20 protein-coding genes are annotated in these 24,586 nt (G+C 51.5%); 15 read left to right on the top strand and 5 right to left on the bottom strand.

Annotation, left to right across the window (positions count from 1 at the left end; all coding sequences use genetic code 11):
- Nucleotides 1-2 precede the first annotated feature (2 nt).
- From D6024_RS19615 to D6024_RS19585, 7 genes are all read left to right on the top strand, one after another.
- Nucleotides 3-1,466, top strand: a complete 1,464-nt coding sequence (locus D6024_RS19615) for a glycoside hydrolase family 28 protein (RefSeq protein WP_121356467.1) — start codon at nucleotides 3-5, stop codon at nucleotides 1,464-1,466.
- 63 nt (nucleotides 1,467-1,529) lie between these two features.
- Nucleotides 1,530-3,005 carry a glycoside hydrolase family 28 protein gene (locus D6024_RS19610; RefSeq protein ID WP_205573327.1) on the top strand — a complete coding sequence of 492 codons (1,476 nt, stop codon included), beginning with the start codon at nucleotides 1,530-1,532 and terminating at the stop codon, nucleotides 3,003-3,005.
- A gap of 146 nt (nucleotides 3,006-3,151) precedes the next feature.
- Nucleotides 3,152-4,183, top strand: a complete 1,032-nt coding sequence (locus D6024_RS19605; protein WP_121356465.1) for a GntR family transcriptional regulator — start codon at nucleotides 3,152-3,154, stop codon at nucleotides 4,181-4,183.
- 63 nt (nucleotides 4,184-4,246) lie between these two features.
- Complete coding sequence (locus tag D6024_RS19600) at nucleotides 4,247-6,616, top strand: alpha-L-rhamnosidase-related protein (protein WP_121356464.1); 2,370 nt, start codon at nucleotides 4,247-4,249, stop codon at nucleotides 6,614-6,616.
- 49 nt (nucleotides 6,617-6,665) lie between these two features.
- Nucleotides 6,666-9,779, top strand: coding sequence for a glycosyl hydrolase (locus D6024_RS19595; protein ID WP_162944893.1), 3,114 nt, complete (start codon nucleotides 6,666-6,668; stop codon nucleotides 9,777-9,779).
- Between the two features lie 348 nt (nucleotides 9,780-10,127).
- Nucleotides 10,128-10,754, top strand: a complete 627-nt coding sequence (locus tag D6024_RS19590) for a TlpA family protein disulfide reductase (protein WP_162944892.1) — start codon at nucleotides 10,128-10,130, stop codon at nucleotides 10,752-10,754.
- On the top strand, nucleotides 10,754-11,302 hold the full coding sequence (locus tag D6024_RS19585) for a TlpA family protein disulfide reductase (protein ID WP_121356461.1): 549 nt from the start codon (nucleotides 10,754-10,756) through the stop codon (nucleotides 11,300-11,302). Before D6024_RS19590 ends, D6024_RS19585 begins: the two co-directional genes overlap by 1 nt.
- Nucleotides 11,303-11,355: 53 nt before the next feature.
- On the opposite strand, the gene D6024_RS19580 is transcribed toward D6024_RS19585, so the two are convergent.
- A complete protein-coding gene (locus D6024_RS19580) occupies nucleotides 11,356-12,585 on the bottom strand; it encodes an MFS transporter (RefSeq protein WP_240410097.1) in 1,230 nt (409 codons plus the stop codon).
- 123 nt (nucleotides 12,586-12,708) lie between these two features.
- On the opposite strand from D6024_RS19580, the gene D6024_RS19575 reads away from it, so the two are divergent.
- Together D6024_RS19575 and D6024_RS19570 are read left to right on the top strand one after the other, a co-directional pair.
- Nucleotides 12,709-14,079: an MBL fold metallo-hydrolase gene (locus tag D6024_RS19575; protein WP_121356459.1), complete on the top strand. Its 1,371-nt coding sequence runs from the start codon at nucleotides 12,709-12,711 to the stop codon at nucleotides 14,077-14,079.
- Nucleotides 14,076-14,534: a DsrE family protein gene (locus D6024_RS19570; RefSeq protein ID WP_121356458.1), complete on the top strand. Its 459-nt coding sequence runs from the start codon at nucleotides 14,076-14,078 to the stop codon at nucleotides 14,532-14,534. Before D6024_RS19575 ends, D6024_RS19570 begins: the two co-directional genes overlap by 4 nt.
- Nucleotides 14,535-14,635: 101 nt before the next feature.
- Here the strand turns inward: D6024_RS19570 and D6024_RS19565 are convergent, their stop codons facing one another.
- From D6024_RS19565 to D6024_RS19550, 4 genes are all read right to left on the bottom strand, one after another.
- Complete coding sequence (locus D6024_RS19565) at nucleotides 14,636-15,601, bottom strand: DUF1259 domain-containing protein (protein WP_121356565.1); 966 nt, start codon at nucleotides 15,599-15,601, stop codon at nucleotides 14,636-14,638.
- A gap of 214 nt (nucleotides 15,602-15,815) precedes the next feature.
- Complete coding sequence (locus tag D6024_RS19560; protein WP_121356457.1) at nucleotides 15,816-16,349, bottom strand: sigma-70 family RNA polymerase sigma factor; 534 nt, start codon at nucleotides 16,347-16,349, stop codon at nucleotides 15,816-15,818.
- A gap of 229 nt (nucleotides 16,350-16,578) precedes the next feature.
- Nucleotides 16,579-17,661: an ACR3 family arsenite efflux transporter gene (gene arsB / locus D6024_RS19555; RefSeq protein ID WP_121356456.1), complete on the bottom strand. Its 1,083-nt coding sequence runs from the start codon at nucleotides 17,659-17,661 to the stop codon at nucleotides 16,579-16,581.
- Nucleotides 17,662-17,704: 43 nt separating this feature from the next.
- The gene (locus D6024_RS19550; protein WP_121356564.1) at nucleotides 17,705-18,034 is read right to left on the bottom strand and encodes an ArsR/SmtB family transcription factor; all 330 of its coding nucleotides are present in this window, start codon (nucleotides 18,032-18,034) and stop codon (nucleotides 17,705-17,707) included.
- Nucleotides 18,035-18,176: 142 nt separating this feature from the next.
- On the opposite strand from D6024_RS19550, the gene D6024_RS19545 reads away from it, so the two are divergent.
- The 6 genes from D6024_RS19545 to D6024_RS27460 form a co-directional block, all read left to right on the top strand.
- Nucleotides 18,177-18,683 (top strand): ArsI/CadI family heavy metal resistance metalloenzyme, encoded by a 507-nt coding sequence (locus D6024_RS19545; RefSeq protein WP_121356455.1) that lies wholly within the window; start codon nucleotides 18,177-18,179, stop codon nucleotides 18,681-18,683.
- Nucleotides 18,652-19,164 (top strand): GNAT family N-acetyltransferase, encoded by a 513-nt coding sequence (locus D6024_RS19540; protein ID WP_121356454.1) that lies wholly within the window; start codon nucleotides 18,652-18,654, stop codon nucleotides 19,162-19,164. Before D6024_RS19545 ends, D6024_RS19540 begins: the two co-directional genes overlap by 32 nt.
- A gap of 456 nt (nucleotides 19,165-19,620) precedes the next feature.
- Complete coding sequence (locus tag D6024_RS19535) at nucleotides 19,621-21,165, top strand: alpha-N-arabinofuranosidase (protein WP_121356453.1); 1,545 nt, start codon at nucleotides 19,621-19,623, stop codon at nucleotides 21,163-21,165.
- Nucleotides 21,166-21,230: 65 nt separating this feature from the next.
- A complete protein-coding gene (locus D6024_RS19530; protein ID WP_121356452.1) occupies nucleotides 21,231-23,240 on the top strand; it encodes an alpha-L-arabinofuranosidase C-terminal domain-containing protein in 2,010 nt (669 codons plus the stop codon).
- Between the two features lie 33 nt (nucleotides 23,241-23,273).
- Nucleotides 23,274-24,428 (top strand): aldose epimerase family protein, encoded by a 1,155-nt coding sequence (locus tag D6024_RS19525; RefSeq protein WP_121356451.1) that lies wholly within the window; start codon nucleotides 23,274-23,276, stop codon nucleotides 24,426-24,428.
- Between the two features lie 36 nt (nucleotides 24,429-24,464).
- On the top strand, nucleotides 24,465-24,586 hold a 122-nt coding region (locus D6024_RS27460; protein WP_317125278.1), incomplete at its 3' end, for a transaldolase family protein.

Raw genomic sequence — 24,586 nt, 5'->3', positions numbered from 1 at the left:
CCGTGAAAAATAGAACCTGTCTTTTCCTGATCGTTTTTGCCCTGCAGTCCTTGCCCTTGCTGGCAAAAGATTATCCTGCCTCGCTGTTTGGCATTGCATCCGACGGCGTGACCATGAACACACGGTCCATCCAGGCGGCGATAGACTACATCAATGCCAATGGCGGCGGACGGCTCGTGTTTTCCGTTGGCCGTTATCTTTCCGGCTCTCTGCAGGTAAAGTCCAACGTGACCCTGCACCTGCAGGAAGGTGCGGTGCTGGTCGGTTCCACCAACCCGTACGATTACGATAAAAAAATCTTCACGGCTTTCATCTTCGCTTACGACCAGACCAACGTGGGCATTACAGGACAGGGCGTGCTGGAAGGGCGAGGCCGGGAAGTAGCGAAAAACGTGGTTCACCTGGTTCACAGCGGCGTGATCCAGGATGCCTTGCGCAACGATCGGCCCCAGGAAGACAAACGTCCCATGCTGCTGAATTTTCGCAATTGCAATAACGTCACGATCCGTGGCGTCACCATCCAGAACGCCGCGTCGTGGGTGCAGACCTATGACCAGTGCAAAAACCTGGTGATCGACAGCATTACCGTGAACAGCAAGGCGTTTTGGAACAACGACGGCATCGATATTGTCGATTGCGAAGAGGTTGCCGTGACCAACTCGTTCATTGATGCCGCCGATGACGGCATTTGCCTGAAGTCGCACGACGACAAGGCCTTTTGCAACAATATCGTCATTCGCAACAACACCATTCGTTCAAGCGCCAATGCCATCAAGTTCGGCACAGCTTCCTGGGGTGGGTTTAAAAATATCCGCATCACCAACAACAGGGTTTTTGATACCTACCGTTCGGCCATTGCCCTCGAAACTGTGGACGGCGGATTCCTGGAAAACGTAGTGGTGGATACACTCACAGCCGTGAATACGGGCAACGCCATTTTTTTGCGCCTGGGCGAGAGGGCCGCAGGCCGGAAAGGGCGGTTGCAGCACATTCGAATCAGCCATGTCAGCGTGCAGATCCCGGCTACCAAACCAGATGCGGGATACGAGTACGAAGGACCGGTGGAAGACATGCCCCGCAACGTTTCGCCGGTGGTGATTGCCGGTCTGCCGGGACAATACATCCAGGATGTTGTGTTGACCGACATTGCCATCGTTTCTCCCGGCGGTGGAACGCCTTTTTTTGCCGATGTACCGCTCGACCGGTTGGACAGCGTTCCGGAAATTCCCGCCAAGTACCCGGACTTTTCGATGTTCAAGGAACTGCCGGCGTGGGGTATTTATATCCGCCATGCAAAAGACCTGCAGTTCAGCCATGTCACACTGACTACAGAGAAAAAAGATCACCGCCTGCCGATCGTGCTGGATGATGTGCACCAATCGCGATTTACAGCGGTAACGGCCACTCCCGGCGTACAAAACAAGATCATGCAACTCTACAAGTCAACAGGCATCACAACCAAATAAAGCGCAGCCTTTCGCAGGCAGGGGTACCCTGAAAAAATTATTGTTCTTTTAAAAGGAGGAATCATGCAACTGAGAAAATTTATCGTTGTTTCCATTTTGCTTTTGCAGGTGCAAGTGCTATGGGCGAAAGACTACCTGGCTTCGTATTTCGGCATTCATTCCGATGGCATGGTATTGAACACGCGGTCCATCCAGTTCGCCATCGATTACATTCATAAAAACGGCGGCGGCCGGCTGGTTTTTCATGTCGGGCGTTATCTTACAGGCACCATTCACCTGCGCTCCAATGTGACGCTGCAACTGGAAGAGGGCGCCGTGCTGGTAGGTTCTTTAAACCCGTTTGACTACGAGTCGCGGACCAACCCGTTCTGGACGGCCCTGGTCTTTGCCGACAGCGTGGAAAACATTGCCATCACCGGCAAGGGCATGATCGACGGGCAGGGTAAATATGTTGCCCGCAATTATGTCGACCTCATTGACAAAGGACTGATCAAGGACAAGTTCAGGAATGGCCGGCCCGAAGCGGAAACGAGACCGATGAACATTTACTTCCGCAATTGCAAAAACATTACGATCAAAAATATCATCCTGAAAAACTCCGCAAGTTGGAACCAAACCTACGACCAGTGCGCCAACCTGTTGATCGATAGCATTTATGTCGACAACAAGGATTTCTGGAACGAGGACGGCATCGACATCGTTGACTGTGAAAATGTCACGGTAACCAATTCCTATATCGATGCGGCCGATGACGGCATCTGCCTGAAATCGCACGATCCGAAAGTGGCATGCAACAACATCCTGATCCGCAACAATACGGTACGCACCAGCGCCAATGGCATCAAGTTTGGCACCGTGTCCCGCGGCGGATTTAAAAATGTCCGCATCATTAATAACAAGGTCTTTGATACCTATCGTTCCGCCATAGCCTTAGAAGCAGTGGATGGCGGCTATGTAGAGCACATTGAAGTGGACAGCCTGCAGGTATACAAAACTGGTAACGTGATTTTTTTGCGGGTTGGCGAACGCTGGGGCGATAAAACGGCACGGATGAACGATGTCGTTATCAGGAATGTCTATGCGGAAGTGCCGGCTACAAAGCCCGATGCCGGTTACAGCTACGAAGGCCCTGTGGAAGACCTGCCGCGCAACATTTCGCCGGGGATCATCATTACCGGCCTGGCCAACAAAAAGATCACGGGTGTTCGCATCAGCAATGTGGTGATGAAACACCCGGGTGGCGGCAATCCGCAGTATGCGCAGGTGTCGTTGACGCAGCTCGACAACGTACCGGAAATTCCGGCACAGTACCCCGATTTTTCCATGTTCAAGGAACTGCCTGCCTGGGGAATTTATGTGCGGCATGCAAAGGACCTGCAGTTCAGCAACATTGCCATGACCTGTGAAAAAACGGATTACCGTTTGCCTGTCGTGCTGGATGATGTGCAGCAGGCAACATTCAACGGCGTGACATTCAACCAGCCGGGTCAGAAGCAATTGCTTTATCAGTACAAGTCAACGGGTATCGTTACCCGATAGGAGGAAAGGCAATTGGCGGAGCGATCTGACAATGGAACGAATTGCTGCTGTTGCCTTCGTGCAGGAGCAAAGGCCTTTCGGCCGGTCACGCAGTATTTCATGAAACCCTAACCAAAAATGCGTTGTTTTCTTTAAGTTGCTGCTGTATGAAACCAAGCAAAATCTTTGACCTGATCCAAATCGACGAATTTTCGGCCACCCCAAAATATCTGCAGCTCACCAATTCGATTTTGAATGCGATCAACGCAGGTCAAATGAAGAAAGACGATATGCTGCCTTCGATCAACGAGCTCAGTTTTGAATTCGAGATCTCCCGCGACACGGCCGAAAAAGGATACAAACACCTGAAAAGCCTGGGTGTTTTGGGATCGGTGCCGGGCAAAGGATATTATGTGGTCAAAACGGATTTTCATCAAAAGCTGCGCATTGTTTTGTTCTTTAATAAACTGAGTGCACACAAAAAGATCATCTACGACTCGTTTGTCGAAACGATCGGTGATGACGCGGTGATCGACTTTTACATTTACAACAATGATTTCGGCCTGTTCAAAAAGCTGCTCCTGAATGCAGGCGACCGCTACACGCATTACGTCATTATCCCGCATTTCATCGAAGGGGGCGAAAACGCCAGTGAAATCATCAACACCATTCCAAAAGAAAAACTGATTTTACTGGATAAAAAGATACCCGGTGTGAACGGCGAATACGGTGCCGTGTACGAAAATTTCGAGAACGATATTTACCATGCGCTGGAAGAAGCAAAGGACCTGCTGAGCAAGTACCACACGCTGAAGTTGGTGTTCCCGCAAAAAAGCTATTACCCCGTTGAAATCGTGGAAGGCTTTAAAAAATTTTGCCTGGAATACGCTTTTACCTGCAAGGTGCTGGACAATATCGAAACCGAGGAAATTGAAGAAGGGAATGCGTTTATCAACCTGATGGAATCGGACCTGGTAACCCTGATCGAACGCATCGTGTCCTTGTCCTTCGACGTGGGCAAACAGGTCGGCGTCATCTCGTACAACGAAACGCCGCTGAAGAAAATCATCCTGAATGGCATCACGACGGTTTCAACCGATTTTCAACAGATGGGAAAGATGGCGGCGCAACTGATTTTAAATAACTCGAAAGAGCACCTGGAGGTGCCCTTTTATTTTACATCCCGTTCATCGCTGTAAACCCTAATGTAAAGGGCGGCTCCGGCGCTGCACTGTTAGTTTGCAAAAAAAGAAATCGCTTATATGAATCGATTACTGCTTCTCCTGCTGTCGCATCTTGTAGGTAGCTGTCTGCTGGCCCAGGACAATCCGGTCAATCCTGCGCTTTTGAAAGGAACGTGGTCGGCGAACTGGATCACCTGTCCCGGCGTTGCACAAAAGGCATACGGCGTCTATCATTTCCGCAAAACCCTTTCACTCGACAAAAAGCCCGCAAGCTTTCGGGTGCATGTTTCTGCCGACAACCGGTACCGGCTGTTCGTAAACGGTAAAGCTGTTTGTGCGGGCCCTGCCAGGGGAGACCTGTACAACTGGAATTTTGAAACCATCGACCTTGCCCCGTTTTTGAATAGCGGTGAGAACACGGTTGCGGCCCAGGTCTGGAACATGGGCGAATATGCAGCCGTTGCGCAGGTCTCCAATCAAACGGCGTTTTTATTGCAGGGCGACACGAAAGCGGAATCCATCCTCAACACGGACAAGAGCTGGAAAGTACTGCAGAACAAAGCCTATCATCCCTGTTCTTTGGACAATGGTGCCAGGCTGCATTCGTACATGGTGATCGGCCCCGGCGATTCGGTAAGGGCCGAAGTGTATCCGTGGGGGTGGGAAAGACCGGGCTTCGCCGACCAGGCATGGACAAACGCTGCCGTTGTAACGAACCCGGTTCCGGCGGGCTACGGCACCGATAATTTATGGACCCTTGTTCCCCGTTCCATCCCGTTGATGGAAGAACGCCTGCAGCGCATTCCGCTGGTAAGAAAGGTCGAAGGACTGGCAAACAGCACCACGTTTACTACCGGCCAAAACCCGCTGACCGTTCCGGCCAATTCCACGGTTCGCATTTTACTCGACCAGACTTTTGAAACCATCGCCTACCCGGAACTGCTGGTCAGTGGCGGCAAAGATGCCGTGCTGACGCTGACCTATGCTGAAGCCTTATTCGACAAAAACCGGCAGAAAGGCAACCGCAACGAAATCGAAGGCAAGCAGGTGATCGGCAATCATGATGTATTTATTGCCGATGGTGCGCAAAACCGCCTGTTCCGACCGTTGTGGCTGCGCACATTCCGGTACCTGGAGCTGGATGTCCGGACAAAAGATCAGCCAATCACTATCCAGGATCTTTATGGTATGTTTTCGGCCTATCCATTCCAGCCGAAGGCTTCGTTTGCCAGCAATGACGCTTCGCTGCAAACGATTTGGGATGTAGGCTGGCGGACGGCCCGTTTGTGCGCAGGCGAAACCTATTTCGACTGCCCGTACTATGAGCAATTGCAATACGAAGGCGATACGCGGATCCAATCCCTGATTTCGCTTTATGTAACGGGCGACGACCGGTTGATGCGAAAGGCCATCCGTGATTTTTACAATTCACGTGTGCCCGAAGGCTTGACTCAGGGTCGTTATCCGAGCAACCGGTTGCAGGTCATCCCGCCATTTTCGCTGTATTGGGTCAGCATGTTGTACGACTACTGGATGCACCGGAAAGACGATACCTTCCTGGAAAACTTTCTAACTGCGGCGAATGGCGTCTTGCACTGGTACGAAACAAAAATTGATCAGCAAAAAGGGATGCTTGGGCCGATGACCTGGTGGAATTTTACCGACTGGAACACGTCCTGGCCAGGCGGAACGCCGGATGGTGCAACGGATGGAAACAGTTCTGTCGTTACCCTGCAATACGCCTACACCTTGCAGCAGGCGGCCGCTTTGTTCAGCTATTTCAACCGCAAGCCGGAAGCCCTGCACTACGAAGCGCTGGCAAAAAAACTGCTTGCTTCAACCTATGCGCACTGTTTCGATGGGGCAAAAGGGCTGATGGCAAATACGCCGGAAAAGAAAACTTTCAGTCAGCATGCGAGCATCATGGGTGTTCTTACCGGGAGTATTCCGAAAGCGGCTGCGGTCAATGTAATGCAGAAAGTGCTTCACGACAGCAGCTTGAGCCAGGCAACGTTTTACTACCGCTTTTACCTGACGCAGGCCCTGAAAAAAGCGGGGATGGCCGACCTGTATTATGCCCAACTCAAACCCTGGCGTGACATGCTTGCTATGGGGCTGACCACCTTTGCCGAAAACCCCGAACCCACCCGCTCGGATTGTCATGCCTGGAGTGCCAGCCCGGATTATGATTTCCTGGCAACGGTCTGCGGCATCATGCCGGCGAGTGCAGGATTTCAAACCGTTTTGATTCAACCGGCACTCGGCGAATTAACCGAGGTTTCTGCCACCATGCCGCACCCGGCTGGTGCCATTACCGTGTCTTTCAAACGGAAAGGCCGGGAGGGCATCAGTGGTACGATCACGCTTCCTGCTTCACTTCGCGGAACCTTTCGCTGGAATGGCCAGGAGATCCTGCTTCATGGCGGAACACAACAGGTAACACGTTGAATCTTTCTTTTTCCTTCGACAAGACAACCGTATGCGAAAACAAAAAGCAGTGCGAAGATTAGTTAACCCCCCTTTTTTCTGTACGCTGTTACTGGCCTTCCTTTTTCACCCGGCAACGGCGCAGGATGATTTTCGTTCGCTAACCAAACAATTTAAAAACCCGGGACGGAAGTACGGCAGTGCTCCGCTATGGGTTTGGAATACGGATGTTGATTCCGGCACCATTTCGCAAATGCTCAGGGAGTTTAAGCAAAACGAATTCGGCGGTGTGTTTATTCACCCGCGACCCGGGCTGATCACGCCTTATCTCTCGCCACAATGGCTTGCCCTGTGCAGCTACACATTGAAAGAAGCCAAAAGACTTGACCTCGATGTATGGATCTATGACGAGAACTCGTATCCCAGTGGTTTTGGCGGCGGGCATGTGCCGGATGAAATGCCTTCGTCCTACAACCAGGGGCAAATGTTGCAGTTGACAAAAACAACGCAGCTTCCGGATACGGCAGGCAGTTTCTTTCTTTGTTTGAAGAGGGAAGGAGACCGTTTTATTGACATCACCAAAACGGTGGATGCCGAGAAAAACAAGACCGGCAAATTTTATCTCTACAAAAAAACCTTCTACCACAATTCCGACTGGTACGGTGGTTTCTCGTACGTGGACCTGCTGGTAAAGGGAGTGACGGAAAAATTTATTTCCGTAACCATGCCGGCATATGAAAAAATCTTCGGCAAGGATTTTGGCAAATCGGTTCCCGGTGTTTTCTCCGACGAGCCGAATATTGAAGTGCAGGACGAACACAGCCTGCGGTGGACACCCGACCTGTTCGGCATCTTCCGCAGCAAATGGGGGTACGACCTGGTGCCGAACCTGCCTTCCTTGCTCGAGGAGGTGGGCGACTGGAAAAAAGTTCGCCATGACTATTTTTCAACCTTGCTGGTTTTGTTTATCGAGCGGTGGAGCAAGCCCTATTATGCCTTCACGCAAAAGAAAGGTTTGGAATGGACCGGCCATTATTGGGAACATGCCTGGCCCAATCCCAACTGGGGGCCCGATAACATGGCGATGTACGCCTGGCACCAGCGGCCCGGTATCGACATGTTGTTCAACCAGTTTAACGAAGCCAGTCCCGGGGCACAATTTGGTAACATCCGTTCGGTGAAGGAACTGGCAAGCGTGGCCAACCAGTTGGGAAAGAAACGTACCCTGAGCGAAACTTATGGCGGGGCGGGCTGGGAGATCACCTTCAAAGATTTAAAACGGTTGGGCGACTGGGAATTCGTACTTGGCGTCAACACCCTGAACCAGCACCTTTCTTACATGACCCTGAAAGGAGCTCGCAAATACGACTACCCGCAGTCGTTTTCGTACCAGAATCCATGGTGGCCATCTTACGGCTCGCTCAATAAATATTTTGCACGCCTGTCACTTGCCCTTTCGAGCGGGAAACAGCAAAACGACATTCTCGTACTGGAACCTACCACCACCACGTGGATGTATTTCAATTACGACAAACCAAAACAGTTCATCCGCGATATCGGCATCCGCTTCCAGGGTTTCCTGACCCGGCTGGAAAAAGCGCAGGTGGAATATGACCTCGGCTCTGAAAATATTATCAGGGATCACGGCAGCGTACGGAGCGGCAAATTCGTGGTTGGCGAAAGAGCGTATGGAACGGTTGTGTTGCCGTACGGAATCGAAAACGTGGAGGCCTCCACGTTTAGCCTGCTGCAAGCATTCGGGGCTGCGGGTGGCACCATTTTGCAATTCAGCAGCCTCCGGTATATTGACGGAAAGCCGGACAAACGTCTCGATGCATTTTACCAAACGCAATCCGCCGGATTTGCACGCCTTGATTCCCTGAACACAACCGTGATTCAAAAGCGATTGCAGAACAAAAACCTGCTGGTCGAAATCGACGAGCCGGTGCAGGGCAATTTGTTCCATCACCAACGGCAAATGAAAGACGGGAAGTTGCTGTTTTTAGCGAATGCAAGTTTGGAACAGCCGGTTTCGGGACATGTGAAGGCGAAAGGTGCAGCGCTTATCCGGATGGATTTATTTACAGGAAAAAATCAGCTCTATCCCAACCAAAGCAAAACGGTCGCATCGGTCGAGGCTTTCTTTCAGTTGCCGCCGGCGGGGAGCCTGCTGCTTTTTATACCGGATCAAAAACAGCAGGGTATAAGGCAGCTGCCAGACCCTCCGAAAAACTGGAAAGAACTCACCGCGCCAACCGCTATCAGGCCGGCATCCGGCAACACGTTGATGATCGATTTTTGCGACCTGGTCCTGGGCGGAACAATCCTCAACGATTTTCATGTGTATCGTGCCACCGATACATTGTTCAAACATTTTGGATTTGCCAACGGCAATCCCTGGAACACGTCCGTGCAGTTCAGGGACAGGACACTCGCCAGGGATACATTTTCGGCCGGTACGGGATTTACCGCTACCTATTCGTTTACCGTAGGCGAAGGCGTGGATCTGTCCTCCCTGAAAGCTGTGGTGGAGCGTCCGCAGTTGTGGCAGGTTTATCTCAATGGCAAACGCTTAAGCCCGCGCAAAGGCGAGTGGTGGCTCGACCGGAGCATGCAGGTCTTCACCATCGGTAACGAAGTTCAATACGGCGAGAATAAGCTGGCACTGGTGGCACCAAAGATGACGGTGCATTCGGAGATCGAGCCGGCGTATTTGATCGGCAATTTTGCCTTGCAGTCGGCCGCAAAAGGCTGGACGCTTGCGCCGCCTGCAGCCCTCACTTTCGGAAGCTGGAAAGAGCAGGGAATGCCGATGTACGGGCAGGAGGTCAGTTACACAAAAACAATCAATGTTTCTGCAAACAGGTTTTACAAAGTTCGCCTGGGACGGTGGGAGGGGACGGTTGCCGCCGTGTATGTTAACGGGAAGAGGGTGGGCATGATTGCCTATGAGCCGTACGAACTGGATATTTCGTCCTACCTGAAAAAAGGGAGCAACACCGTCGAAGTGAGAGTAACCGGAAGCCTGAAAAATTTACTGGGCCCGCATCACGGTAAACCGGCACCCGGCTTGGTTTCTCCCTGGCACTGGCGAACGGCCACCGTTTATCCGGCCGGTAAGGATTACGACACCTATCCCTACGGCTTGCTGGAAGACTTTCACATTCTTGCCGCGGCAAACTAAGCCCAATTTGCAGCAGGCAATAAAGGAAAAAGTCTGACAAAGTAGTTCTCCAAGGCAAACACAAAAAAGCGACAGGCAAACGCCATAAGCCTTCCCTGTCAAACAGGTAAGAGCGGCCCGTTTGCCGCAAGGCGTTTACCAAACATACTGAAACCAATAAGTGTGATACTTGTCACGAAGCAAGTATGACTTCCGGCTTATTTTTACGACAAATGTTTCATGAAACCAGGCGGAATGAGTATTCATTCTTTTAGCAAGATCCTGTTCCAAACAGCAGCAAAATAAAAGAAGGCATACAGCCTGGCAGGAAAGATTGCAAAATCACCAAGGGCAATGAATCATACGCGGATGACAAAACTCGTGAACAAAAAAAATCTGCAGAGGGCGGGTAATTTCCTTTTTTGGGGACTACTGATCGTCCTGTTGATAAATACCGATGCAAAAGCCTGGCTGTTGAAACAGTTGGTCAACGTCGGCCTTTTTAAGGCGGAAATTAAAAAAGAGGCGCCGTTGGCCGATGTTCCGGCTGATCGACTCTCGTTTGCCGTTCGTGATGAGAGCGGGAAAGCCGTATCGACCGCCGATCTTCGGGGAAAGGTGGTGTTCATCAACTTCTGGGCAACGTGGTGCCCGCCCTGTCGTGCCGAGATGTCCTCGCTGAACGACATGTACAACGAATTGAAAGGGGATAGCAACCTTGTGTTTTTATTCATCAGCGAAGACGACAATGCAGCGAAGGCAAAACGCTATTTGCAGGACAAGGGTTTTTCAATGCCCTTGCTGGCACGCTCCGGAACGGTGCCGCCGGAAATTTTCAGTGGTACCCTTCCCACTACCGTGGTGTTAAACAGGGAAGGGAAACTCGTTTACCGGAACGAGGGGATCGGCGCTTACAATCATGCAACATTTAAAGCACAGTTAAAGAGTCTTGCGTCGGTAAAAGACGGTGTATATTTCATGCGTAAACGTATCTGATGAAGAAGACCCTAATCATTTCGGCAAGTGTTCTCCTGGCAACATTTTCAGCCTGCTCGGATAGCAAAAAGAACGGAAACGCCGCAGCAACAACAGAAGTCGTACAAACCAGCACGGATCACAACACGGCAAGCGCACCGGTGGTTGCGGCCAGCCTGCCTTCGTTTGCCATCCAGGACATGCAGGGCCGTAAATTGAACCTGCAAAGCCTGAAAGGTAAAAAGGTATTTGTGAATTTATGGGCTTCGTGGTGCCCGCCCTGCAGGCGGGAAATGCCATCGATTGAGAAGCTTTCGCAAGCAGTCGATGCGAACCGGGTCATGTTTGTGATGATTTCCCTGGACGACCAGTTTGAACAGGCAAAGCAGTTTGTAAAAGCGAAGAAAATGCAATTGCCGGTTTACTATCCCACCGAAAACCTGCCGGCTATGTTCCGCGTCCCCTATATCCCTGCTACATTCATTTTTGATGAAAAGGGAGAACTCATCAAACAGGTGGGCGGCAGTGATGATTACAATACGGCCAGGTACAAAGCCCTGTTGCAATAAAAAAGAAGAGTCTTTCCCGGAGATTTTTTTCTCCATTCGCTGCGTGGTTCGGTTCAATATAGATCCGCACAAACGCTGCTTTTCCAGAAGAGCTTCATCGTGCAGCACATGCGAACCTGGGCGACAAGGCCTGCCAGCGCCGTCAGTGCAGCAACGATCAGCAATGTAACAACTATGCCGAATGCGTCTGCCAGCATCCCCGAAAGCAAGGCGCCGGCAACATAACCGCTGTCCCGCCAAAACCGGAAAATGCTCAGGCTCTGTGCCCGTTGGTGCGGATGCGTGTTTTCGGCCACGACAGTCAAAAAATTGGGGTAAACCAGGGCGGTTCCCAGGCCTAACAGCGTCATGGAAAAAATGGCTGTCGAAACTGTTGCTGCAAGCGCCAGTACGATCAGTCCAACAGCCTGTATCGCCATGCCGGCCGAGATCAATTGCTTTTTGCAATAGCGATCGCCCAACCGGCCGGTAAAGAGTTGTCCCAGACCCCAGATGGCGGGATAAATGCCGGCAACCAGTCCCGTTTGCGTTACCGAGAAATGCTTGCTTGCCAGCAGCACGGGCAGCAGTCCCCAAATGATGCCATCGTTCAGGTTATTGACAAAGCCGTTGATGGTTACACTGCCGATGTTGTGGTGCCTGAACGAGGTTTCTTTCCAGATATTGGGCAACAAGGGAAGCTTGCTTTTTTCGGCTTCGTGCAACACATGCGGCATTGTGTCTTTCACGAAGAGAACAGTAAGCAGCAGGCCGGCAAGCGAAAAGAAGATGCCCGGCAGAAAGGGATAGAACGCAAAGCCTTTGGCCGCAGCGATTTCGCTGGCCAGGTAGGCTGCCAGGCCAACAGAGAGATAGCCGGCAAATTCGTTAATGCCCATCGCGAGACCACGGTTTTTTTCGCCCACGAGATCAATCTTCATGATCACGGTTGACGACCAGGCCAGTCCCTGGTTGATTCCCAAAAAAATATTGGCCGCAATGATCCAATTCCAATTGGGTGCATAGAGCAGGAGAAACGGAACCGGTAGGGCGGCGATCCATCCCAGCAACAGGACCTTTTTGCGGGAAAGCTTTTTTGAAAGTTTACCGGTCAGCAGGTTAAAAAGAGCCTTGCTGCTGCCAAATGCAACCAAAAACGAAAGCATGGCTGTATAGCTGTCCAGGTGAAAAGACTGGCTTAATCCCGGTAATACCGACCGTTCCAGGCCTACCATGCTGCCGACAAAAGCGTTGATAAGCACCAGGAGATAAAACTGGCCGCGATTTTCTTTTAATCCCTGCATTTCCTGAAACATTTACCCGACAAATTAACCAAAGAATTGACGTTTATTGAGTGACTGAAGTCACGCATTGGATGAGAGGCACAAGATAAGTTTGTCTTTACTTTACAATCAACATTCGACGTGATGCAGATAAAACAATTCGAAGACAAAAACCTTTCGCAATACAGTTACGCAGTCGTAAGCGACTGCGAGAAAAAGATGATCCTGATCGATCCGGCCCGTACGGTGCAGCCTTACCTTGACTTTGCACAGCAAAACGGGCTGCAACTTGCCGGCATCATTGAAACGCACCCGCACGCCGATTTCGTCAGCGGACATTTGGAACTGCACCGGCTGACCGGTGCGCCTGTTTACACCAGCAAACGGGTGGATGCAACCTATCCGCACCAGTCATTCGACGAAGGGCAATCGATCCGCTTGGGTAAGATAACCCTGTCCGCTCTATTTACACCCGGTCATTCACCCGACAGCATTTGCATTTTGCTTGCGCACGATGGAAAACAGAAAGCCGTTTTCACCGGCGATACACTTTTTGTTGGCGACTGCGGCCGGCCCGACCTGCGCGAAGGTGCCAGCAAGATGCACACGAAGCGGGAAGAACTAGCCGGGCAGATGTTTCATTCGCTGCGTGAAAAACTGATGGTGTTGCACGATGATGTTGTTGTCTACCCGGCACACGGCGCCGGCACCCTCTGCGGCAAAAGCCTCGGCAAAGAAAGCAGCAGCACGATCGGCAGGGAAAAGCAGACCAACTGGAGTTTGCAACCGGCAAGCAAAGCGGAATTCGTTGAAAACCTTTTGGCCGATCAGCCCTTTGTTCCGCAGTATTTCCCGTATGCCGTCGAATTGAACAGGCAGGGCGTTGCGCCGCTGGCCGAAAACCTGTCCAGGATTGCTGTGCTGGAAAGCGAGGGGCAAATCAATGGATTCGACAAAACGGCGTGGATTGTGGATACACGTAAAGGAGAAGCGTTTAAGAATGGGCATTTACCCCATTCCGTGAACCTGATGGAAGATGGAAAGTTTGAAACCTGGTTGGGCAGCATCATCAGACCCGGCGAAAAATTTTACCTGGCCGGTGAAAACGAAGAACAGTTGCAACGAATGATGAAAAGGGCGGGATCGATCGGGTACGAAACAGCGATTATCGCGGCCCTGGTCGTTACCGGTGGTGGAGTGAAGGAAGCAACGATGGATGTGGCACGATTCCGGCGACACATTGACAAGTACACCATCGTGGATGTGCGAAACACACCGGAGGTAAAAGCCGGTAAAATCTTTCCGGGCAGTCTTGCTATTCCCTTGGCTGAATTGCGGAACAGGGTCGGGGAGATACCAACGGACAAACCAATCGTTGTACATTGTGCCGGCGGCTACCGCAGTGCGGCCGCCAGTTCGCTGATCCATTCCAAACGCAACGGGAGTGTTACCGTGCTGGATCTTGGTGAGGCGGTTAAGGAGTTTAGCCAATCAGAAAAATTAAAAGAACAATGACGAAACTGAAAATCATTCCGGCCCTTTTGATCCTGTTTTTTTCCGTTACCGGTCATGCACAGAAAACCACCAGGCCACAGGCGTTTCGCGGAGCGGAAGCCACGTTAACTGAATACAAGGCACTCTATATTCTCAACCAGTCGGACGACAAGAAGATCCGGGGTATCATCCGCAACATCAACAATGCCCTGGCAGATCCACGCCTGAAAGGCAAACTGCAGGTGGAACTGGTTGCGTTTGGAGACGGTGTGGAGATGTACCGGAAAACGGCGCACTACGATACGTTGCTGACCGCCCTGCAAAACAAAGGTGTCATTCTTGCCCAGTGCGAAAACACCGTTCGGGAACGGCACATCAGCAAAGAAGAACTGTGGCCCTTCGTTTCCTACGTTCCGAGTGGCAACGGGGAAATCATTATCCGGCAATACCAGGGCTGGGCCATTGTGCATCCCTAATACACCGGAGAAGGGTGCCTTGGGTTTTTGGCAAAAGCGCATGCGGTTCTGCCACCTGCCTGCGCCGTCGATTTCCATGCTTCACTGGTCTTAAACGGAGATCAATGATTGCCCATTTTCATTTCACCCATCGACGCATTTTTTTTGCCGGTTTGGTCCAGCGCAGCCCGAAGGCCTTTTGCTAACTGCTCGGCATTGCCAATGCCCCAGTAGTGCAAAAAGAATATTCGCGGTTGCTCGTGCACCATGTGGTTATGGACCGCCACGACTTCAATCCCGTTTTCCACCAGCGCTTTGATCACCGGGGCAACCTCGTTTTCAAGCATGGTAAAATCACCGGCAACGGCCGCCTTTTCCGGTGTACCCTGGAAGGCGGCCCAGGTATTAAAACCCATGAACGTCGTAACGGTCATGCCGTGTTCCTTCAGGGTTACATCGGGCCGGCCAATGGTGTATTTGTATACCCCCTTGCTCATTTCGGCTTTCGATCCCAGTATTTCATCCAGGCGCTTGGTATCAAGGGTGTTTTGTACGCTTTGGTTGGAAGCCGTTCCCTTCGCCGGATCGCCACCCCGCAATTCGGCTATTTTGGCCAACACGGCTTTTATTTTTTGCGCTATCCCGGCAGTGGGTCCGGAGCCGCCCACATGCATGTACAATACATTGGGATGGTTGCGGACAAAATGGTTATGAATGGCGGTAATGGTCAGTCCCTGCCTGATAACTTCCTGTTGCACGGGCTTGAGATCGGTTTCGGTCAGCACGAGGTCACCCATGACCATTGCGCCGTCAGCCGAAGGCGCAAAGTCAACCCATGTTCCCAGTCCCATTGCTGGGATAATTGTAAAGCCATCAACATCGACGCGCAGGTCGTTTTGCGGGATCGTGATTTTGTATTCGCCGTTACTGGATTTCCCTTTCAGCCCTACGCTCTGTTCAATGACGGCCGTGTCCAAAAAAGGCAAGACCCGGTTGGGGCCCTTTTCATTTTGTGCGTTTGCGAAGTGGGCACTGAATACGGCAAACAGGAAGACAGGGAGACTGCGACACAGTTTTTTAGCAGGCATAATTTTCAATTTGACGGTGAAACCAAAATTACCGAATTGCAGCCGTACCATTTTGCTTCGCGAAACAAGGACTTTTAAAGATTCTTTCCAGGCCATTGCCTTTTTGCTGTACAGTTTTGCCGAAGCCGGGAAATTTTGGTCGCGGAATGCATACCAGCAGATTTTATTATCCTTCGCCCTACCAACAGAGCCCTGCGAAAAAGACGCAATGAATTTATTCGCAACAGCCGATCACGTTTCCAAATTTGTCGAATTTGTAGTTACAGCACTTGAGGATGGCCTCTTTAAGCATTTGCCTTGCCCGTTGCACTCTCGACTTTGCACCAGTATAGGAGATGTTCAGCTTCTCCGCCAGCTCTTTTTGCGGAAGTCCTTCCAGGTCGCTGAGGATGAGTGCGTCCCTGTAAATGGCGGGAAGGTTTTCAATGTACGGTAGCAGGGTAATATTGTACAGTTCCGTAGAGGAAAATTCCTGGCTGCCCGCCAGTGGGCCATATTCGCAGATTTCGGTCGGCTCTTCTTTTTGTGAACGGTAATAATCGATCACGGCGTTCTGGGCCATCTTGATGATATAAGACGCCGGTTTTTCCAGCAGGGCGATCTTTTCCTCTTTGTCCCGGATCTTAAAAAACAGGTCGTGCAGAATGTCATTGCAGCAATCATCATCGTTCACCTTATGGCAGATGAACTGTTTTAGTTTCTCGCTGTGTTCTTTCCATAGTGAAGCGGTCAGTGTGCTTGTAGCCATCGGTTTGCTCTCTTTTTAGCAGGTCAATCTATCGTGCGGCAGGCGGCAATCTTCAACTGTCGCTTGAAATCAAATCTAACAAAATTCGTCAAACGGGTTTTATCCGTTAGGCTGCTATCATGCTTAAGGCAAGTAGCAGATCGGTTCTGGTATGCATTACGTTGCGCCATTCCTGTGCGTGAAGGTTCGTGTCAATCACGTTCAGTTGTCCAGACAATATTCATTGGTTTCAGGTTGCCTGTACAGGTTTGGTAGAATAGAATTTCTTCCGGAACCAAAAGGCCAGGTTCACCAGTGCAATCAGCGCCGGCACTTCCACCAGCGGGCCAATGACGCCTGCAAATGCCTGCCCGCTGTTGATGCCAAAAACGCCAATGGCTACGGCAATGGCCAGCTCAAAATTGTTGCCGGCTGCCGTAAAAGCAATGGAGGCGTTGGTGGAATAATCGGCGCCCATCCTTTTGCCGATCCAAAAGCTCACGGTAAACATGATGGCAAAATAAATGACCAGCGGAACGGCAATCCGGATGACATCAAACGGGATCTGCACAATCAGTTTGCCTTTGAGACTAAACATCACGACAATGGTAAAGAGCAGGGCGATCAGCGTGACGGGTGCAACAAAGGGGATGAGCTTCGTTTGGTACCACGTCTCACCCAGTGCCCGGCGCAGAAGAACTCGTGTGAGAACGCCGGCGACGCAAGGGATGCCTAAGTAAATGGCCACGCTTTTGGCAATCTGCCCGATGGTGATGCTGACTTCGGCACCGGTAATGCCAAACAGCGGCGGCAGCAAGGTGACAAACACATAGGCATATACGCTGTAAAGCAACACCTGGAAAATGCTGTTCAGCGCCACCAGGCCGGCTGCATATTCGCGGCTGCCTTCTGCCAGTTCGTTCCAAACGATCACCATCGCGATGCAGCGGGCAAGCCCGATCAGGATCAGGCCCACCATGTATTCGGGATAGCCGTGTAAGAAAACAATCGCCAGGATAAACATCAGCACGGGACCGATCACCCAGTTTAGCAGGAGCGACATGCCGAGGACTTTTGTATTCCGGAAAACCTCCCCGAGCTTTTCGTAACGCACCTTCGCAAAGGGTGGATACATCATCAGGATCAGTCCAACGGCCAGCGGAATATTGGTGGTGCCGGAGGAAAAGGAATTGATGATACCCGAAGAAGAAGGCAAGAAATAGCCGAGGGCGACGCCAGTTCCCATGGCCAGGAAGATCCAAAGGGTGAGGTACCTGTCTAAAAATCCAAGGCGCTTTCGTTCGTTGGCCGGTGTACAATGAGTGGCTGACATATTCAAATGAGTAGATGAGTACGCGATGTGGTTTCGAAAAGGACTAACAGCAGTTGTTTTTTCCTTCGTAGCTGACAAAGAAAGCATCCATTTGCTGCCTGTATTGCTTCCATCCTTTCGGATCGATGCAATAGCACGTGCTGGTTCCTTCGACCGTGCCTTTAATCAGGCCGACATTTTTGAGTTCCTTCAAATGCTGGGAGATGGTTGCCTGCGCCAGGCCCAGTTCATTCACCAACTCATTGCAGATACAGGTTTTCGCATTGAGCAGTTCCTGGATGATGGCAATCCGGGCAGGATGGCCAAGTGCCTTCATCATCTGCGCCAGCCGGTTCTGCCGGTCGGTAAAGTTTTCCGCTTTCGTAGTTCCCATATTAATTGCAATATTACGATGAATGCGGCTGGTGAATCGGAAAAAATAAATCAATGAAATTTCTAAAAAAACCTGCGTCTTTTTTTACAGGCTGCCGTTGTTAGGATGTAAACCAGCCACACAAACACAAAAAACAACAACCATGAAACGCTTTCACGTTCACGTACGAGTAAAAAACCTGGCCGACAGCATCAGCTTTTACAATGCCTTGTTCAACATACAGCCAAGTGTAGAAAAGGCTGATTATGCCAAGTGGATGCTGGACGATCCCCGTGTTAACTTTGCCATCTCCACCGGTCATGCGGAAACCGGCATCGAGCACCTGGGACTGCAGGTGGAGAGCACGGACGAACTGCAGGATGTATACCGGAACATGCAAAACGCCAAAGGAACGGTCAGAGAGGAAGGAGAATGCACCTGCTGTTATTCCAAGTCGCAAAAAAGCTGGATTACAGACCCGCAGGGAGTGGATTGGGAAGCCTTCTATACACACGGAACGGCGACCGTTTACGGAGAAGGCGTCAATGCAAGACCAGCGCCGGAAGCAATGGAACAATGGATGGGTAACGACGGAAAAAATGCTGAATTACCGATTGCCGAAAGCAACGTAAAAACAAATGAAGCGAGCTGTAACCGCTGTGCAAATTAAGCCTTTGCTGCCCCGGCACTGGGAGGCCGTAAGGAAGATTTATGAAAGTGGCATTGCCTCGGGCAATGCCACTTTCCAGCTTTTGGCTCCTGCCTCCTGGCATTTGTGGAACAGTGGCCACCTCAATCATTCGAGGTTTGTTGCCGTACAGAACGATGTGGTTGTTGGCTGGGTTGCCTTGTCGCCGACATCAGCCAAAGAGCATTACAAGGGTGTCTGCGAATTGAGCATCTATATTGACCCGGTTTTTCATGGAAAAGGGATTGGCAGTAGGCTCATGGAAGCCGTGATCAAAAGCAGTGAAGCGAACGGCGTATGGTCGCTTTACTCAAGCACTTTTCCGGAAAACACCGCTAGTATCGCACTTCAAAAGAAGTTCGGTTTCCGTGAAATTGGCTACCGCGAAAGAATTGCCCAACTTAACGGTCTTTGGCGGAATACCGTGTTGCTGGAGCGAAGAAGCACCGTTGCTGGCCGATGAAAATACCGTGGGCACTTCTGGAAATAAAAGGACGACCGGTGCGGCTACCGGTACCAGATCGAAAACTGGCGTTTGCCCTGTGTGAGAGCAGGGTTCTTTGTAAGGACAAAAAGTAGGCGTCGTTATCTGCAAAAGCCAAAAAAATGTAACGATTTGTCGAAATATTGAAACAATCTGAATAGAAAACAAAAGCAAATTTCCGCAACTTCACCACCCAAAGACCTTCGTAGGATTTTCCTGCTTATGAAAAAAGGCGGTTGCGCTTGAGGGTAAACAGTACAAATCGTTTGGAATAGGTGATATCGATACGAGTGCAATTGCCCTGAAAAATCAGCGATCATTTCCTGGTTAGTGGTAACAGTGCAGAGGACTCCCGGGTAACCCCACTTTCATTGGCAGCTTTTAAAATCCAGTCGCGATCCGGTCCTTTGTGTTTACCTTGAAATGAAAAGAATGATGAAGAAGACGATTCTTTGCTGCTTATTTCTATTGTCTTTTGTATCGGCAACATTTTCGCAAACCAGCACCGGTGTGCTGCAGGCCGGTACGCCAAAAAGTACGATCAGCCGGTTTATTTACGGGCATTTTGCCGAGCATTTGGGCCGCTGTATTTACGATGGTTTTTACGTGGGTGAAAAGAACACCGCCATTCCCAACACGGCCGGTGTGCGGAACGATGTGGTGGCCGCTCTTCGCAAATTAAAAGTGCCGGTGCTGCGCTGGCCGGGTGGCTGCTTTGCCGATACCTATCACTGGAAGGACGGCATTGGGCCCAAAGCCAAGCGGCCGAAAATGGTGAACGTATGGTGGGGTGGTGTTACGGAAGACAACTCCTTCGGTACGCACGATTTTCTCAACATGTGCGAACTGATTGGTGCCGAACCTTACCTTGCTGCCAACATCGGCAGCGGCACCGTGCAGGATGTTGCCGACTGGGTCAACTATGTCAACTTTCCCGGCGAAAGCCCGATGACCAATCTTCGCAAGGCCAACGGCCGCAGCAAACCCTGGAACGTGCGGTTTTGGGGCGTGGGCAACGAAGCCTGGGGCTGTGGCGGCAACATGAAGCCCGATTACTATTCCGATCTCTATCGCAAATATGCCACGTTCATGTCCGACTGGAGCAACACGAGCCATATCTTTCGTGTCGCTTCCGGCGCCAATTCCGCTGATTACAACTGGACCGAAACACTGATGAAGAACATCCCGCTCCACATGGTGGAAGGCGTTGCCCTGCATCACTATTCGGTCATCAACTGGTCGAAGAAAGGCGATGCGGTGAACTACAGCGAGGACGAGTATTTTAAAACGATGCAACAGGCCCTCTTCATGGATAGCCTTGTGCAGCATCACAGCGCCATCATGGACAAATACGATCCGCAGAAAAAAGTGGCCCTGGTGGTGGACGAATGGGGCGGCTGGTACGATGTGGAGAAAGGCTCCAACCCCGGTTTTCTTTACCAGCAAAACACCATGCGTGATGCCATGATTGCCGGCACCACGCTGAACATCTTCAACAACCACAGCGACCGTGTGCGGATGGCGAACCTCGCACAGGCCATCAACGTGCTGCAGGCGGTGATCCTGACAAAGGGGAATAAAATGATCCTGACACCGACCTATCATGTGATGGAGATGTACAACGTGCACCAGGATGCCAGGCTGTTGCCGCTGACGATCCGCTCGGGTGATTACGTGGTGAGCGGGCAAAAACTACCGGCGGTTTCCGGTTCCGCTTCAGTAGACTCGCTGGGACGCACACACGTTTCATTGGTGAACATCGACGCCCAAAAAGAGCAGACCGTAAGTTTGCAGGTTGAAGGCGGAAAATACAGCACGCTGACCGGTCGCATTTTGCAGTCCGGCAAACTGCAGGATTACAATTCATTTGAAAATCCTGCCAAAATTCAGCCGGCTGTATTTAACGGTGCGACCCTTGCCGGGGGGGCGTTGAATGTAAAGCTACCGCCTTTCTCGGTGGTGGTGCTGGAGATGAAGTGATAACAGCCGGGGGAGCTGAGTAAATCACAAACCTGATGCGTTCAGGACCGAATTAAAACGATAGCATGAAAAAACGGATACCGATTGTGCTGGTTGCCACCGCGGTTTACCTGCAGCTTACGGCGCAGCCGGCGGCGATGGTGGTCAACGTAAACGAGGTAAAGGCCAGCGTGCAGCCCACCATGTGGGGCGTGTTTTTCGAAGACATCAATTTTGGTGCGGATGGCGGGCTTTATGCGGAACTGGTGAAGAACCGTTCGTTTGAGTTTTTTAAGCCCACCATGGGCTGGACAATCACGCGGCAGGCCGAAGGTGACGTGCTGGTGTTGAACCGAAAGGAGGTAAACAGTACCAACCCCCGCTTCCTTCGCGTGGCGGCCCGCCATCCGCAAAAAGGCGATGTCAGTTTGCTCAACGAAGGCTTCCGCGGGATGGGGTTTAAAAAAGACCTGCGCTACGATTTTTCGGTGCTTTATCGCCAGCAAAAGCCGGGGTTGAAACTGCATATCGAATTGCTGGATGCAGCAGGCGGGGTCATTGGCGAAACGGTATTGACGCCGGAAAAAAGCGATACCAACTGGAACCGGCAGGCGGTCAGTTTACAGGCAACTGCCACGGAACCCAAGGGCAGGCTGAATCTCTGGTTTGAAGGCGAGGGGATCATTGACCTGGACATGATCTCCCTTTTTCCTTCGGACACCTGGAAAGGCCGTCCGGGCGGGCTGCGTGCCGACATGGTGCAGATGCTTGCCGATATGAAGCCGGGCTTTGTGCGCTTTCCCGGTGGCTGTATCGTGGAGGGCTACGACCTGTCGCAGCGGTATGAATGGAAAAAAACCATCGGACCGGTGGAAAACCGCCAGATGAAGATCAACCGCTGGAACTTCGAATTTGCCCACCGCCCGGCGCCGGATTATTTTCAATCCTTTGGCCTGGGCTTTCTGGAATATTTTCAATTGTGTGAAGACATTGGGGCGGAGCCCCTGCCGATTTTAAACTGCGGCATGGCCTGCCAGTTTAATTCCGCCGAAGTGGTGCCGCTGGATGAACTGGGCCCCTATGTGCAGGACGCCCTGGACCTGGTGGAATTTGCGAACGGCGATGCAACGACGAAATGGGGAAAGGTGCGTGCCGACCTGGGACACCCGGCGCCTTTCCACCTGAAGATGATGGGCATTGGCAACGAAAACTGGGGACCGCAATACCTCGAGCGCCTGGCCATTTTTACGAAAGCCCTCAAAGCAAAATATCCCGGTATTCAACTGGTGAACAGCTCGGGCACCGATCCCAATGGCGAACGATTTGACCAGTTGAATACAGCGCTGCGCAGCAACAACGCCGACATCATTGACGAACATTACTACCGCCGCCCGGAATGGTTTCTGCAGAACGCGGGCCGCTACGACAATTATCCCCGCAACGGCTCGAAAGTCTTTGCCGGTGAATATGCCGCACAAAGCGACAGGACCGTGAGTGTGAGCAACCGCAACAACCTCACGACGGCCCTTTCGGAGGCGGCCTTTATGACCGGTTTGGAACGCAATGCCGACGTGGTGACCATGGCTTCGTATGCGCCGCTGTTTGCCCATGCCGACGGCTGGCAATGGACGCCGGACCTGATCTGGGTGGATAACCTGCACATCATCGGCACACCGGATTACTACGTGCAGAAATTGTTTTCGCTGAACAAAGGCACCAAGGTGGTCTCTCTTACAGCGAACGGGAAAACGATTGCGGGCCAGGACAGCTTGTATGCATCGGCCGTCGTAGATGAAAAGTCCAATGACCTGATCATTAAACTGGTGAATGTTTCCGGTAAACGCAAGAGCAGCAACCTCTCACTGGAAGGTGTACAGTCGTTGAGGGGCGAAGGCACGCTGACCGTCCTGCAGGGCAATGAGCCGGATGCAGTGAATACCTTCGGTCAGCCCGCACAGGTCGCGCCCAAAGAATCTACGGTTTCCATCAAAAGCAATAAACTGGCGCTGAGTGCCCCGGCGTATTCATTGTCAGTCGTTCGAATCAGGATGGCTGGCGGTAAACCTTCCCTGAAAAAAAACAGTACAAAACAATAATCATTTTTCAATCAATTAAAACAAGTCAGCTTTATGAACAGAGTGACATTCTTCTCCCTGGTGGTTTTTTGCAGTGGTTTATTTGCTTCCTGCGGAAACACAGAAACGAAAAACGAGAACGCGGCCGGCAAAGGCGACACTACCACGCATACGGCAGCAGTGACGGCGGCCGACTGGGGCGAGGCCGGCGGCAAAAAAGTGCAGCTCTTTACGCTGACGAATAAAAACGGTGCGGAAGTAAAAATTTCATCCTACGGCGGCACCGTTACCTCGTGGATAGCGCCTGATAAAAGTGGTGGCAAGAGCAATATTGTGCTGGGCTTTGACAGCCTTTCGGGCTACCTGGCTAAACCACCTTATTTCGGGGCTACCATCGGCCGCTATGGCAACCGCATCGCCGATGCAAAATTCAGCCTTGATGGGAAAACCTATACACTGGCAGCCAACAACGGCAAAAACAGTTTGCACGGCGGCAACCAGGGCTTTGACAAAGTGGTGTGGGATGCAGCGCCTGCCAATGATGGCACACCGGCGCTCACCCTTTCTTACATCAGCAAGGACGGCGAAGAAGGCTACCCCGGCAACCTGAAAGCAAGCGTGACGTTCACCCTGACTGACAACAACGAATTGCAGATTGAGTACACTGCCGAAACAGACAAAGCCACGCCGGTAAACCTCACCAACCACAGTTATTTTAACCTAAGCGGCGATGTGAGCAAAGGCATTTTGGACCACACGCTTTGGATTGATGCCGACCGGTACACACCGGTTGATACCACGCTCATCCCGACAGGGCAATTGCTGGCGGTAAAGGGCACACCGTTCGACTTTACTTCTCCGCATAAAATCGGTGAACGCATCGGACAGGTGCAGGGTGGTTACGATCACAACTTTGTCTTGAACAGGAAAGGAACTGATCTGGCCCTGGTGGCCTGGGTGGCGGATTCGGCGACAGGCCGGAAGTTGGAAGTCTACACCACCGAGCCGGGACTGCAGTTTTATTCGGGCAATTTCCTGGACGGCACCATCAAAAACAGGGATGGAAAACCTATTCCGCAACACGGTGCTTTGTGCCTGGAAACCCAGCACTTTCCGGACTCTCCCAACCAACCTTCGTTTCCTTCAACAATTCTAAAACCCGGTGAAAAATACCATACCGTTACCAGATACAAACTCACCGTTCAGTAAACCAAATTCTCTCCAATCCGCATAAGCAAATAGTCCATGAAATTTTTTATTGATACGGCGAACCTTTTGCAGATCCGTGAAGCGGCCCGGCTGGGCATACTGGATGGTGTGACCACCAATCCTTCGCTGATGGCCAAAGAGGGCATCAGGGGAAGTGA

This window comes from Flavisolibacter nicotianae (assembly GCF_003628535.1).
Lineage (GTDB): Bacteria > Bacteroidota > Bacteroidia > Chitinophagales > Chitinophagaceae > Flavisolibacter > Flavisolibacter nicotianae.
Note: the sequence above shows the minus strand (reverse complement) of the source record. Positions and strands in the feature narration are given on the sequence as shown.

What these genes read in the sequence shown, in the direction of transcription:
- D6024_RS19585 (WP_121356461.1), top strand. Translation starts at nt 10,754, where the DNA reads ATGAAGAAGACCCTAATCATTTCGGCAAGTGTTCTCCTGGCAACATTT.
- D6024_RS19590 (WP_162944892.1), top strand. Translation starts at nt 10,128, where the DNA reads ATGACAAAACTCGTGAACAAAAAAAATCTGCAGAGGGCGGGTAATTTC.
- D6024_RS19545 (WP_121356455.1), top strand. Translation starts at nt 18,177, where the DNA reads ATGAAACGCTTTCACGTTCACGTACGAGTAAAAAACCTGGCCGACAGC.
- D6024_RS19560 (WP_121356457.1), bottom strand. Translation starts at nt 16,349, where the DNA reads ATGGCTACAAGCACACTGACCGCTTCACTATGGAAAGAACACAGCGAG.
- D6024_RS19565 (WP_121356565.1), bottom strand. Translation starts at nt 15,601, where the DNA reads ATGCCTGCTAAAAAACTGTGTCGCAGTCTCCCTGTCTTCCTGTTTGCC.
- D6024_RS19535 (WP_121356453.1), top strand. Translation starts at nt 19,621, where the DNA reads ATGAAGAAGACGATTCTTTGCTGCTTATTTCTATTGTCTTTTGTATCG.
- D6024_RS19605 (WP_121356465.1), top strand. Translation starts at nt 3,152, where the DNA reads ATGAAACCAAGCAAAATCTTTGACCTGATCCAAATCGACGAATTTTCG.
- D6024_RS19600 (WP_121356464.1), top strand. Translation starts at nt 4,247, where the DNA reads ATGAATCGATTACTGCTTCTCCTGCTGTCGCATCTTGTAGGTAGCTGT.
- D6024_RS19530 (WP_121356452.1), top strand. Translation starts at nt 21,231, where the DNA reads ATGAAAAAACGGATACCGATTGTGCTGGTTGCCACCGCGGTTTACCTG.
- arsB (WP_121356456.1), bottom strand. Translation starts at nt 17,661, where the DNA reads ATGTCAGCCACTCATTGTACACCGGCCAACGAACGAAAGCGCCTTGGA.
- D6024_RS19570 (WP_121356458.1), top strand. Translation starts at nt 14,076, where the DNA reads ATGACGAAACTGAAAATCATTCCGGCCCTTTTGATCCTGTTTTTTTCC.
- D6024_RS19580 (WP_240410097.1), bottom strand. Translation starts at nt 12,585, where the DNA reads ATGCAGGGATTAAAAGAAAATCGCGGCCAGTTTTATCTCCTGGTGCTT.
- D6024_RS19610 (WP_205573327.1), top strand. Translation starts at nt 1,530, where the DNA reads ATGCAACTGAGAAAATTTATCGTTGTTTCCATTTTGCTTTTGCAGGTG.
- D6024_RS19575 (WP_121356459.1), top strand. Translation starts at nt 12,709, where the DNA reads ATGCAGATAAAACAATTCGAAGACAAAAACCTTTCGCAATACAGTTAC.
- D6024_RS19525 (WP_121356451.1), top strand. Translation starts at nt 23,274, where the DNA reads ATGAACAGAGTGACATTCTTCTCCCTGGTGGTTTTTTGCAGTGGTTTA.
- D6024_RS19540 (WP_121356454.1), top strand. Translation starts at nt 18,652, where the DNA reads ATGAAGCGAGCTGTAACCGCTGTGCAAATTAAGCCTTTGCTGCCCCGG.
- D6024_RS19550 (WP_121356564.1), bottom strand. Translation starts at nt 18,034, where the DNA reads ATGGGAACTACGAAAGCGGAAAACTTTACCGACCGGCAGAACCGGCTG.